The organism is Metabacillus sp. B2-18 (assembly GCF_021117275.1).
In the GTDB taxonomy this organism is placed as follows: domain Bacteria; phylum Bacillota; class Bacilli; order Bacillales; family Bacillaceae; genus Metabacillus.
This window is the reverse complement of record NZ_CP088245.1, coordinates 4,631,543-4,643,807: the sequence shown is the minus strand read 5'-3', so window position 1 is coordinate 4,643,807 and position 12,265 is coordinate 4,631,543. Positions and strand designations below refer to the sequence as shown.

Genomic DNA, 12,265 nt, shown 5'->3' with positions numbered 1-12,265 from the left:
AAGTCGATGATGATAATTTAGCAAGACGGGAAATGGATATCTATTCCATATAATAACTTCTCAGAATATAATAGAATATGAACTTTATGATCAAATAGATGGGGGACTTGTTAATTGGCGAAGATTATGATTGTTGATGATGAAGCTCATATTCGTGAACTTGTTCGTCTGTATTTGGATGATGAGGGCTTTGAGATTGTTGAGATGTCAAATGGGGCAGAGGCATTGGATTATGCAGAGAATCATAAGTTGGACCTAGTGATCTTAGATATTATGATGCCTAAATTAGATGGTTGGGAGCTATGTAAGGAACTTCGTGAATTAGGCGATATCCCAATCTTGATGATTACCTCAAAAGGAGAGGCTCAAGATAAAATTAAGGGGTTTAAGCTTGGTACAGATGATTATTTGGTAAAGCCTTTTGACCCAGTTGAGCTAGTTCTACGAGTACGTGCACTTCTTAAACGATACCGGATTGCTGCTTCTAATATGATAAATCTTGGAGAAGTTGAGTTAGATCGCAAAACATATCAAGTAATATATCAGGATGGTAGAAGGGTAACGATTCCAATGAAGGAATTTGAACTATTATACAAGCTTGGTAGCTATATTGGGCAGTTGTTCACTCGTGACAATCTTATTGAGGAAATTTGGGGCATTGATTATGAGGGGGATGAACGGACAGTTGATGTCCATATCAAACGACTTAGAGAACGTTTCGCAGAGTTCGAAAATGACTTTAAGATCGTAACCATTCGTGGCCTTGGGTACCGTTTGGAGGTGTACAGAGATTAAGTCATTATACACTCGAATTGTCGTTATTTTTGTTAGTACGGTCATGTTGAGTTTAGTGATTGCTTATATTGGGACCAATCTAATGTACCAAGGGAGAATCCATTCTGAGATTCGAGATATCCTAGTTAGCAATGGAGAAAAGGTCATTGAAATCTATAAATCTACAGAATCTGATAATCTACTACCTTTTTTAGAGGCATTTACTGGTACAGCCCAAACTCGTCTTCAGCTATACAACCAAGAAGGTGTTCCACTTCTTGGAGAAGAAATGGAAGTGGATAGGAACTACATAGAGAGCGTTTTATCGGGAGGGAGAGAAGATTATATATATGCAGGAATGAATCATCTTCCGATAGTGGGAATACCATTTGAAGATAACGGAGAGTCTTATGCATTATTTTTAACGGTTGACAGGAATAAAGTCGAAGTTGAGATTATGAATTCTATTCATCTCATGTATGTCATCATTTTATTTTTAGGAAGCCTATTAATTATTATTGCAGCACGTTATGTTGTGAAACCTCTTATTCGCTTAACAGATGCAACAAAAAAGATGTCCCAGGGTCATTTTAATATCGAACTTCCTACGAAACGAAAAGATGAGATTGGTGTCTTAAGTGCAAGCTTTAATGAGATGGCTCGGGAACTTGGAAAGCTTGATCAAATGCGTCAAGAATTTGTGGCCAATGTCTCACATGAAATTCAATCACCCTTAACATCGATTTCAGGTTTTTCAAAAGCTCTAAGACAAAAGCAAATGAGTGAGGAAAAGCGAAACCAGTACTTGACAATTATTGAACAGGAAAGTGAGCGTTTATCTCGTCTAGGAAGGAATTTGTTACGATTATCTCATCTTCAGCATGACCAGCATCAGCATGTAATCACTTCTTTCCGTTTAGATGAACAACTGCGAGATGTGGTTATTGGATTGGAGCCGCAATGGAGCACTAAGGAAATTACCTTTGATATTAAGCTTGAGCCGTTGAAAGTTGAAGCAGATAAAGACCAGCTGAAACAGGTGTGGACAAATATTATTAATAACAGTATTAAATTTACCCCTAGACAAGGGGAAATTCGAATAACAGCTAAGGTAAAGAATACTGTATTCACAGTATCAATCACAGATAATGGTGAAGGCATTCCAGAAGAGGAACGAAAAGATATTTTCAAACCATTTCATAAAGTGGATAAGTCCCGAGATCCTTCTATTAAAGGAAACGGTCTTGGCTTATCCATTGTTCAACAAATCATCCATCTTCATCATGGAACGATTGAAGTAGGAGAAGGCCCTGAAGGAGGGGCAACATTCACTGTTACAATACCTATGGAATTTAAAGGATAAAAAGCTGGAATGATATAAATCATTATATGTTAAGAGGCCGAAATCAGCTATTGATTTCGGGTTTCTTTATCAATTATACGTTTTGGAAATACTTCAACAAAAAATCGTTGGATAACAATAAATCCAACATTATAAACTGATCAAACGCTCAGAAAAATCTGGGCATTTTTTTATATATTCATCCTTTCGGAATAACGATGATCCTTTCTTCTTCATTTTATTTCAAGTTCATATTCAGTTCATATTGAGGTTTTATAGTATGTTCATAGTCAATCTTATAAAGCGTTTATTAAAAGAATAGGAGGGAGCAACCTTTTGTGAACCTTCACAAGCTCATGTTACTACCATTAATACTTTCAATGATTGTTGCATGTAACGTGTTTATTGAAATGGCTATTTCCGTGAGAAGGGGGCTTATTGTTCTAACTTTAGGTTCGATACTATGGTTCGTTTACGAACAGTTAAAAGAGCCTGTTGTATCAGTGCAACTTGTCATTGTTATTTTTGTTTTTTCAACGTTTGCTTTTCTGTTAGTCGTATGGACTTTATTTGAAACAGGGTGGTAAGAAGAGTTTTTTCAGTAGTTCATATCCAGTTCATATTGGTGGTTTACATTAACAACAGAAATTGGTGAGGTCATATAGAAGATGGAAAATTGTTAGCCAGAATTTATTTCATTACTGAAAAAGAAGGAGGTAATTAATTGAATATATTTCTATTACACTGGGCAGGTTTTATCTTTTTGGTGGGACTATTATTATCACTGCCACTTGGAGCGGTATATTATCTGCATCATTCCGAGCTAAAGCAGTTTTTTACGAATCCTAGAAAATTAAAATCCGCTCATTTAGATTTTATCATGCAGGCTTTTTCAATTGGTCTGGTGTTTCTATTAGAGCTAGGAACGAACCATCAGCTTCCGGTGTTTGCTGTGATTCCACTCGCATTTGGAACATTTTGTAATCCATTTATTTTTCTTCTTGAGGCCACACCTTTATATAATAGGGGCTTTGTGAAAATCCTCTATCAAATCTTAAAAGGCCTTAGCCCATCGGCATTATTTTTTGCTTGGTTTGTTCTTGCATTTACGTTTTTACCAACTTACATTTTGTGGCTACTACTTGGCTTCATTTTACTGCTAGCCATTGCATCTTTAACGTATAACAAACAACACAAAAAAATAGTTTCAAACACAAAAAAAATCAATAGTGGAGGGAAATAAAAATGATAAAAGTGTCAAATGTATCAAAGGTGTATTCTTTAGAATCAGGAGATTTTTACGCATTAAAAGATAATAATATCCACATTAAAAAGGGCGAATTTGTAGCGATAATGGGCCCAAGTGGATCAGGGAAAAGTACTTTACTGCAATTGCTCGGGGGTCTAGATCTACCAAGCACAGGAAACATTGTGGTGGATGATGTTCAATTAAATGGATTAAGTGAGAAAGAACTGACTCAATTCCGACGTACAAAAGTCGGCTTCGTCTTTCAAAACTATCAGCTTTTACCGATGATGACAGTGGGAGAAAACATTGCCTTGTCACTATCAGCAAACAATGCTTCTAAAGAGAAAATTAAATCGACAGTTAGCCAGCTTTTATCTGATGTGAAACTTGAAGGAAAAGAATCTCAATTTCCTTCTCAGTTAAGTGGAGGGCAGCAACAAAGGGTAGCAATTGCCAGAGCATTGGCTATGAAACCAAAGTTAATTTTAGCGGATGAACCAACAGGAAATCTTGATCAGATAAATGGGGAAGGGATTTTGAACTTACTTTCAAAGCTTAATCTAGAGGACCAAATAACCATCGTGATGGTAACCCATGATTTACAAGCGGCACAAGTTGCCAATCGGATCATCACAGTCCGAGATGGATTAATTATAGAGGACGGTGTAAAAGGAGGTCATCATAATGAAACAATGGCAAATCGCATGGCGTAACTTAATGCGTCGAAAGTTGAGAACCTTCCTGACAATTTTATCGATTGTCATCGGTGTCGCGTCCACTTTTTCGGTTATTGCTGCAGTGGATTCAGCAGAGAAGTCATTTCCAATCTTTGTACAAAAAGCCTTCGCAAAAGCGGATTTCATTCTTGCAGGCACCGATGCGTATTTTTCAGAAGACGTGTATAAGCAAATGGAAACGATTGATGGTGCGACATCTGTTGCACTATTAAAAGAAAATACAAAGCTTGTCGTAGAGGAGGAAGAGATATCTTCTATCCAAAAAAGGATGGTTGTGACAGGTTACAGTAAGCTCGATACAGCTGTTACTGGATTTGAGCTAATCGAAGGCGATCTAAACGGTGGAGGTGCTGTTATAACTGATAGAACAGCTAAGATATGGGGTTCAAGGATTGGTGATTCTATCTCGTTTAATACAGATCAAGGAATAAAAAACATCGAGGTTTCCGCTATTATCAAGTACACACAAGAGTTAATGGGACCATCCAGTTGGAATATGGCAAAGTATCATCATTGGGCAGTCGCTCTTCCACTACCAGTTGTTCAAGAATGGTTTGGGTTAGAGGGTCAAATTCAAGGAATTCAAGGAAAAGCAAATGATCGGGAAAGTGTTGCATCAGTTAAGCAAGCCGCTGATCAAGTTGCAAAAATGAATTCAGACATCTTTATGCAACCAGTCGTTATCAATATTAATGAAGAATTTCAAAAAATGGATTCCTTTTTCATGGCATTGTATATCGCTGGTTTCCTAGGGATCATATTAAGTGCTTTCATCATCTTTAATTCACTATACGTGAGCATAAAGGAAAGAAAAAATGAATTTGCCGTTCTAAAAACGATTGGATATACCCCAGGACAACTTCAGGCCATGGTGTTATCAGAGGTGATCCTGTTAGCGTTGATTGGAACTGTAATTGGGTTGGTCGTTGGATATGGAATGGCATTAGGATTAACAAATCTCGTCTTTATGCTGATCGGTATTCAAGAAGGAAATAGTATTGTTCTTTTACCAGGGATTTTATTATCGTTACTCGCAGGATTGGTTGTTCCAGTCATTGCAGCTTGGTATCCGATTAGAGATGTAGGAAAAATTAGCGTGATAAAAGTATTAAAGGAGCACAAATCAAAAGCGAAACCTACGAATAAATGGGTGGGGATCCTCGGTATCGTTCTAATTATTTCAAGTTTTTTTATTGAACATTTACTATTAGTTTTGCCACTAATGGTGGGGATTGCATGCATCTTCCCATATTTATTTAGACTGTTTGTACTCGTTATGAAAGGGTTTTATGGTCTTATATTCAGATTTTCAGGAGATATGGCAATGAGGAATTTACATCGCAATCTTAGTCGCTCTTCGATGACCTCTGTCATACTTTGCCTGGGAATTGCCATGATTGTGTTAATGAGTTCTTTGAATTCAGCACTATTACAGACCTATGAAAAAATGGTTCATTCAACATATGGTGGGAATCTTGATATTATGTTTCACCACATTGAAGAAGGAGATCTAGAAAAAATCAAAAATACAGAAGGTGTTGCCGATGCAACGACATATTCTTTACAATCAATCATTTGGACTCTAGATGGAGAAAAACGAATGCTCCCTATATTTGGAGTTGGAGAAGATTGGATTGATCGTTTTCCGCTGTTTACCGGACAAAATGAAACACATGGTGACTTAATTAAACGTTTACATGACGATGAAATCATTCTTGATGAAATTTCCTACGAAGTATGGGGTGGAAGAATTGGAGAAAGCATCACGCTAGATACCCTAGATGGAGCAAAGTCATTTAAGGTTATTGCTGTCGTTAATACAATGAAAAATAGAGGATATGGTGCGTTTATGAACGAGGCTCATTTTAAAGAGAGCTTCGGAGTGAAATTTGAAAAAAATGCATTAGTGTTGAAGGATGATGAAACAAGTTCACTTCAGTTAAGAGAAAATATCTATGGGCAATTTGGAGAACGCGTGGAAGAAATGTGGGGCCCAGAGGATTGGGTAACCGTCATAGGCTCCATGGTGACAAGCTCGTTTAGCATTATTAATGCATTAGTCATTTTGGCAATTATTATATCAGGGATCGGAATCACGAATACATTGCTAATCAATATCATGGAACGTGTTCGTGAAATCGGAATGATGCGTGCAGTAGGGGTCACACGAAAACAAGTCGTCCGAATGGTTATTCTTGAAGGGTTCGGAATAGGCTTAGCAGCAACTGTCATCGGTATTCTATTCGGTATCCTATTAATCTATATGACATCTGGCTTTATGGAGTATAATAACCTAACGTTTGAGTTTGGCGTGTCCCCACTGATCATTACGTTGATTTTCTCGTTTGGAATACTCATAAGCTTGGTTTCAAGTTTTGCCCCTTCAAGAAGAGCTGCAAAAATTCCATTAAATGAGGCGTTGCGATATGAGTAAAAAAAGCCTGATCTTATTTCTATGTTTTTCGGCTGTATTGTTACTGACAGCCTGTAATTCAGATTCATCGTGGGATGAAGAGAACGTGGTTGAGAGTAAAAGAATCATGACGGATGATGTGAAGGTGGAGTGGGAGCTTGATGAACGTCAAGCTCCTGGTGATGACCATTTAATAAGAATGACGGTTGCTAACAACGGTAACCCCATTGAAGAATTTGAGGTTACTCATGAAAAGCTACTACATTTGATCGTAGTTAGTAAAGATTTATCCTATTTTAACCATATTCATCCAGAGTATAAGGGGAATGGAGTATTTGAGGTGGAGAATCATTTCCCAGCTGGCGGCGAGTATCGGATGATAGCGGACTTCAAACCAAAAGATGGTGATTCAATGAGTAAAATGGAATGGGTAACAGTTGAAGGAGAAGCTGCTCAACTAAGTCCTGTATCTGTTGATCATCGTCTCGAGAAAATTATTGAAGGAATAAATGTATCGTTAACTGTAAAATCTGGGCTAGAGGCTGGGAAGGAGCTTACATTAGAATTTAGGTTAACGGAAGGTGATCTCAAGGATCCAATAACTGACCTTGAACCCTATCTAGGATCTATTGGTCACGTTGTTGTTTTATCTGAAGACAGTGAACGATATTTACATGTTCATGCATTAGAAAATCAAGGGAGCGGCCCTGTTGCCCTCTTTGAAACAACATTCCCACAACCTGGAGTCTATAAAATTTGGGCCCAATTTCAAAGAAACGGGAATATCGTGACAGTGCCTTTAGTCGTTGACGTTCCATAGAGCACCAATGGCAACGGTGGAGGCACAATAATGAGTTACGAATATCCCGCATATTTTTTTGGGAGGTAACGGTGGGGTTGTGTAAATAACATCAGGAACACCTATTTTGATAAAATCAACAAAAAATAACTTACGAGGTGAATAATGAAAAAAATAGAGTTCAAAAGTGTTGTTGTAGGTATTCTATTAGCATTATTGGTTTGTAAACTATTCTTTTCCTTTTCATCTCCGTTTTCTTATCAATTGTTTGCATTATTCTTAGCATATACTGCTTGTGTTTATCTCGGAGCTGCATTGTCAGACTCACGTGTAAAATGGATTTCGATTGAATTTGGCTTATCGTGTTTATTCTTTAATCTAGCATTCTTAGGTCTTATATTCTCACCTCTATGGATAGCTGTTGGCTACCTATTACATGGGGTATGGGATCTTCTCCATCATCCAAAAATCATTCAAACTAAAGTAGTAAAATGGTTTCCACCATTATGTGCTGTCTTTGACTTAGTCGTTGCTATCTTTATTATTCAATTTTATTAAAATGCCAGAATCAAAAGAATTAGAGCTAATGATTGAAGTTATGAAGGATAAGAACCTCGCACTTAAATACCAGTGAACAAGGATATCCTATGTAAATGTAGACACATTTACATTTGAAGAAGAATCGAAACCATTAAAGGAAATTTTAGATTTGCCTTAGAAGGAATAGGAGAGTCTCAAGACATTAATCGTAATCCGTTAACAGTTGAAGTATTTAAGCCAAATTCAAGATGTATGCAAACATGAAGGAGAAATAGCACTCTAATTTTTAGTATTAGAATAAACAGATCTTATTCTTGTTCACCCGGTTTTTTCTGGGATATAAAAGGGCATGCAGGATTAGTTGACACTGGATAACTACGATAAATACCATTTAAAATAGTAATAATAAGTGGGAGAGAAATATGAGAAACAATCAATTAATACAACACTTTGAAAAAATATATAATTTTCGTGACATCGGAGGGGTAAAAACAGAGCAAGGATCTACCATAAAAAAAGGTGTGCTCTATCGCTCAGATAAGTTATCTAACATGACTCCACGTGATCTGGAAAAATTAAAGAAATTTAAGATTAAAACAATTTTAGACCTTCGATCAGAAAAAGAATATAACAAGAATAAGCCCTTATTACTTTCTGCTGAGGAGATAAATTCTGTGAACATTCCTCTACTTCCCATAGAGACTCAAGATGCTAATTTCCGAAAGTTTCTTAGCTTTTTGTTTCGAAAGACAGGAGCAGAAGATTTTAAAAACTTTACTAGGGAGTATTATCACAGTATTGCATTCTATCAAACTCCACAGATAAAAAAAATACTTACCTTAATCTCTGATGATAAAAATTGGCCGGTGCTCATCAATTGTTCAGCTGGAAAGGATAGAACAGGGATTATTGTATCAATCATTCAGTCCTTAGTTCAGGTACCCTACCAAAGGGTATTGGAAGAATATCTCTTAACCAACGATTATTACAAACATCGATTAGATATATTTATAAAAGTCATGAGATGGATGACTCTTTTTCAAGTCTCCCCAGAGCGTACTGAATTCATATTAAAGGCTCATCCTGAAGTGCTCGAGCAATTATATACCAATATTAAGGAGCGGTTTGGAACCGTAGAAACCTATCTTATGGAAGCTTGCCAACTAGAAGTAGAGATTCTAGATAGACTGAAGCAGAATCTAGTCCTGAAAAGTAAGGAGTAGAAATAAGTAATAACTGATGGATTCAAAGTGTATATGTAAAGCGAATCCATTAGAGTTTATGATTAGCACGGAAGTTGTAGATGTCATAAACTCAAATGTAGCTAGCAATTAAAGTAGATTCTTAAAAAATATGAAATTTTTTTTGCTTCTCCTACAAGAAGATACTTGAGAGGTAAGTGGTTATTCTTAAATTTTTATAAAACACAATCAAAAATATTGATATAATATATGATATATCATCGAACATATTCACAAATTGAAAAAGGCAAACTTGCTGAAAAGTAAGGACGCAAAGCCATGAGTCTAAGGCATAAAATGCTATGATTGTCAGGTTGCCATTGATGTTGGAAGAAACACTATGGGATAACTGTAGTGTTTTTTATTTTGGATAAGGGGGAGATCTAATTGAAAAGAATGGCTGTTTTGTTAATAACAACCTTATTAATAACTATGAACATAGGGATAAACAAAACATATGCAGCTGAATTTAGAAAAGTCGATTTCGAAGCTCAAAATTTAGAGGCAATCTTACAGGTATTCAACGATAGGATTGACTATGGAAATATAGGAATCATTGATAGTTATTATGATCTATTATCAACCTATATTAAGATAGTTGAAATAGAGGTTGGTAAGATAAGAGGAAAGTCCAATAGAGACAAGCTTAATGAGACATATGTGCGACCAGCTAAAATTGCGAAAGAAAGAGTGATCTATGAGGTATCACAATACCGTTTGTTGAAAAATATCGGATTACAAGTTATTGATGGTAACACAGATATTACTAGCGATTTAAATAAGTTAACTCGATTAAAAAAGAGGGCAGTAGCAATTAAAGAAGCGGGTAATTATGAAGATGTACCATCTTATATTGATTCTTCACTCGAAATGATTGAAAACTCATTAAGAACTAATAATTTCGTAAAGATCGAAAAGGGCAATACGTTTAAGATTAACGAGTTTGAATACGATGTTTTTTTAATGACAAATATCGAAAGGTTAATAAGTGGTAAAGATAACCCACTAATCTTAAACTTTAAATTAAGTTCTGTTGCCAGAGAAAAAGCCAATGACATGGGTTTAAACAACTATTTTAGTCATCAATCTCCAACATACGGTTCCCCCACTGAAATGATGAAGCAGTTTGGTATCACTTATCAAATAGCAGCTGAAAATATCGCTGCCGGCTATCAATCACCAGAAGCAGTAGTTAGCGGTTGGATGAATAGTCCTGGACATAGAATGAATATCCTTGGTCTTCATAAAGAAATTGGAATTGGCTTCGCAACTGCTGAGAAGGCGAAGTATAGTACATACTGGACTCAGATGTTTATACTTGATATATAAAAATGTAGAGAAAGTGTGAACGTGTTATTTATGAGGTTTCACAGCTTAGATTAATGAGAATTATTCAAGACCTGCAATCAACTGGACAATATGACAAAGCACAATCAGCATATGAAAAACTAGGTCGATTAAAGAAACGAGCGGTTGAGATTAAAAAGGCCGGTGGCTATGAAGCTTTACCAAATGAAATCTCTGAAACTTTGCTGAATATGAAAGAAGAGATTTTGAAGGAGTTTTCTGAATAGGGGTCTGGTTCCTTGTCCCAAATTCTATTAAATTTAATTGAGTGCTAATAAACTAGCGTCTATTCCGAAGAGAAAAGGATATAGGCGCTACTTTACTATTTTTGAGGAAAATTTTTCAAATAAATGAAAACGAAAAGATAGAATTAAAAGATTACTTAATGATTTTTTAAAATTATACAGGGCTATTTCCTTATTATACTAACCTCATAATTCTATGATGGGGTGGATAAATAAATAGTGGCAAAGAATTTTCTACTAGAAATAAGGTGAAAGAAATGAAAAGAGTTACCATATATAAAGACAATGAACTACTTGCTGAGTTTCCCTCAATTCAAAAGGCAGCTCATTTTATGAAGGTGGAACTAGGTCGAGAGCGTTTTCCTTGGAAAATAATCAATAAAGGAATACATGATAACGAAATTTATACACATACAAATGGGATAGTATACAGTTTTATTAAAATAAATAAGCTAGGAAGGCCTAATGGAGAGCCGTCAAAGGAGAATCAATATTCATCTCCTAAAACAAATGAGTTTTCAAGACTAGAATTTATTGAGTTTTTAAGTAAACATTTAGAAGAGATCCTTCAATTAAAGCTCGAAATAAGTGATCCGCGATTAAAGCAATACCATTTAAGTTCCAAAGGCTTGGGAGATGATTTGTACTTTTTGACAGAAAGCTATCATCGGCAGAATGGTCTATATAATGGAAAATACAGCATGACGGATTTTATTACTCCGCAAGCATTACTTGTATTGCAGCAAAAGGAAAAGAAAAAATTAATCTTTGAACACATAGTACCTAAAAATCTTTATTTGAAAATGCTGGTTGATAAAGCATACCAAGGAAATTTAACTTATGAAGAAATCTATAAAGTGCTGATGAAATATTATTACACTTGTACTGTGACTAAGGAAGAAGACGAATCGTTACCTTCAACCCAAATGCAAGATGGCTGGGATGGTCATAATCCATTTTATCGTTATCAATCAGCAGGAATTGAGTTTATAGAGAATCCAAAAACATATTAGGATATTGTTGTTCGGAATTAATCTCTCCATTAAAGAAAGTTCTATCACATAAAGGTTATTTATATTCAGCGATCTGAGGATGGTACAAGTAGATATATAGGAAGTGCATATGGCTCGGGTGGGATACTGGAGAGGTGAGTGAACCATTTAATTCTTAAGATAATGCTCACCACATTAACTTATTTGTTTTGGAAAAGGGATATAACGAAGTAATTTTTTCGGTTATAGAATTTTATGAAGGAGGAAGCAAATTCTTAGAACAGTTAATGTAGGGCCATATAACGGTATTCAATTGAATAGGAATTGATAGATATAATATAGTTCAGTTAAGATGTGGAGAGTGAATATATATAGGATATAAAAAAAGAGATGCATAAATTGCATCTCGAAAGGTAAAACACACAATGTAATAATAACATTGTCGATATATGTCGAAAAGTGTCGTAGGTAGGGTTGCTTTTTACCTATTCAATTTTCTTGAATCCTTAAGAAATATGGTTTTTTCTTGAATGTTATATCATTAAAGTGTTTAAAAGCTACTGAGAAATCAGTAGTTTTTTTATAT

At 35.6% G+C, this 12,265-nt stretch carries 12 protein-coding genes and 1 riboswitch; all 12 genes read left to right on the top strand.

Annotated features, from left to right (window positions below; translation table 11 throughout):
- Window positions 1-114: 114 nt before the first annotated feature.
- The 12 genes from LPC09_RS23250 (at window position 115) to LPC09_RS23195 (ending at window position 11,700) form a co-directional block, all read left to right on the top strand.
- Window positions 115-795 carry a response regulator transcription factor gene (locus LPC09_RS23250; RefSeq protein ID WP_121663775.1) on the top strand — a complete coding sequence of 227 codons (681 nt, stop codon included), beginning with the start codon at window positions 115-117 and terminating at the stop codon, window positions 793-795.
- An 82-nt stretch (window positions 796-877) separates the two neighbouring features.
- Window positions 878-2,137: a sensor histidine kinase gene (locus LPC09_RS23245; protein ID WP_231308531.1), complete on the top strand. Its 1,260-nt coding sequence runs from the start codon at window positions 878-880 to the stop codon at window positions 2,135-2,137.
- Between the two features lie 317 nt (window positions 2,138-2,454).
- Entirely contained in the window at window positions 2,455-2,703 is a 249-nt protein-coding gene (locus LPC09_RS23240) for a hypothetical protein (RefSeq protein WP_231308530.1), read from the top strand.
- 137 nt (window positions 2,704-2,840) lie between these two features.
- The gene (locus LPC09_RS23235; RefSeq protein ID WP_121663772.1) at window positions 2,841-3,359 is read left to right on the top strand and encodes a hypothetical protein; all 519 of its coding nucleotides are present in this window, start codon (window positions 2,841-2,843) and stop codon (window positions 3,357-3,359) included.
- A 2-nt stretch (window positions 3,360-3,361) separates the two neighbouring features.
- Window positions 3,362-4,078: an ABC transporter ATP-binding protein gene (locus LPC09_RS23230; protein WP_231308529.1), complete on the top strand. Its 717-nt coding sequence runs from the start codon at window positions 3,362-3,364 to the stop codon at window positions 4,076-4,078.
- The gene (locus LPC09_RS23225) at window positions 4,050-6,536 is read left to right on the top strand and encodes an FtsX-like permease family protein (protein ID WP_231308528.1); all 2,487 of its coding nucleotides are present in this window, start codon (window positions 4,050-4,052) and stop codon (window positions 6,534-6,536) included. The genes LPC09_RS23230 and LPC09_RS23225 overlap by 29 nt, the downstream gene beginning before the upstream one ends.
- Complete coding sequence (locus tag LPC09_RS23220) at window positions 6,529-7,335, top strand: hypothetical protein (RefSeq protein ID WP_231308527.1); 807 nt, start codon at window positions 6,529-6,531, stop codon at window positions 7,333-7,335. Before LPC09_RS23225 ends, LPC09_RS23220 begins: the two co-directional genes overlap by 8 nt.
- A gap of 144 nt (window positions 7,336-7,479) precedes the next feature.
- On the top strand, window positions 7,480-7,872 hold the full coding sequence (locus tag LPC09_RS23215; protein ID WP_231308526.1) for a DUF6010 family protein: 393 nt from the start codon (window positions 7,480-7,482) through the stop codon (window positions 7,870-7,872).
- Between the two features lie 404 nt (window positions 7,873-8,276).
- Window positions 8,277-9,077, top strand: coding sequence for a tyrosine-protein phosphatase (locus LPC09_RS23210; protein WP_231308525.1), 801 nt, complete (start codon window positions 8,277-8,279; stop codon window positions 9,075-9,077).
- Between the two features lie 254 nt (window positions 9,078-9,331).
- Window positions 9,332-9,417: riboswitch (cyclic di-GMP riboswitch) on the top strand.
- 74 nt (window positions 9,418-9,491) lie between these two features.
- The gene (locus LPC09_RS23205; protein ID WP_231309802.1) at window positions 9,492-10,424 is read left to right on the top strand and encodes a CAP domain-containing protein; all 933 of its coding nucleotides are present in this window, start codon (window positions 9,492-9,494) and stop codon (window positions 10,422-10,424) included.
- 53 nt (window positions 10,425-10,477) lie between these two features.
- A complete protein-coding gene (locus LPC09_RS23200) occupies window positions 10,478-10,669 on the top strand; it encodes a hypothetical protein (protein ID WP_231308524.1) in 192 nt (63 codons plus the stop codon).
- A 275-nt stretch (window positions 10,670-10,944) separates the two neighbouring features.
- A complete protein-coding gene (locus LPC09_RS23195) occupies window positions 10,945-11,700 on the top strand; it encodes a hypothetical protein (protein ID WP_231308523.1) in 756 nt (251 codons plus the stop codon).
- The last annotated feature ends 565 nt before the right edge of the window (window positions 11,701-12,265 follow it).

What these genes read in the sequence shown, in the direction of transcription:
- LPC09_RS23245 (WP_231308531.1), top strand. Translation starts at nt 878, where the DNA reads ATGTACCAAGGGAGAATCCATTCTGAGATTCGAGATATCCTAGTTAGC.
- LPC09_RS23230 (WP_231308529.1), top strand. Translation starts at nt 3,362, where the DNA reads ATGATAAAAGTGTCAAATGTATCAAAGGTGTATTCTTTAGAATCAGGA.
- LPC09_RS23225 (WP_231308528.1), top strand. Translation starts at nt 4,050, where the DNA reads ATGAAACAATGGCAAATCGCATGGCGTAACTTAATGCGTCGAAAGTTG.
- LPC09_RS23220 (WP_231308527.1), top strand. Translation starts at nt 6,529, where the DNA reads ATGAGTAAAAAAAGCCTGATCTTATTTCTATGTTTTTCGGCTGTATTG.
- LPC09_RS23215 (WP_231308526.1), top strand. Translation starts at nt 7,480, where the DNA reads ATGAAAAAAATAGAGTTCAAAAGTGTTGTTGTAGGTATTCTATTAGCA.
- LPC09_RS23210 (WP_231308525.1), top strand. Translation starts at nt 8,277, where the DNA reads ATGAGAAACAATCAATTAATACAACACTTTGAAAAAATATATAATTTT.
- LPC09_RS23205 (WP_231309802.1), top strand. Translation starts at nt 9,492, where the DNA reads ATGGCTGTTTTGTTAATAACAACCTTATTAATAACTATGAACATAGGG.
- LPC09_RS23200 (WP_231308524.1), top strand. Translation starts at nt 10,478, where the DNA reads ATGAGAATTATTCAAGACCTGCAATCAACTGGACAATATGACAAAGCA.
- LPC09_RS23195 (WP_231308523.1), top strand. Translation starts at nt 10,945, where the DNA reads ATGAAAAGAGTTACCATATATAAAGACAATGAACTACTTGCTGAGTTT.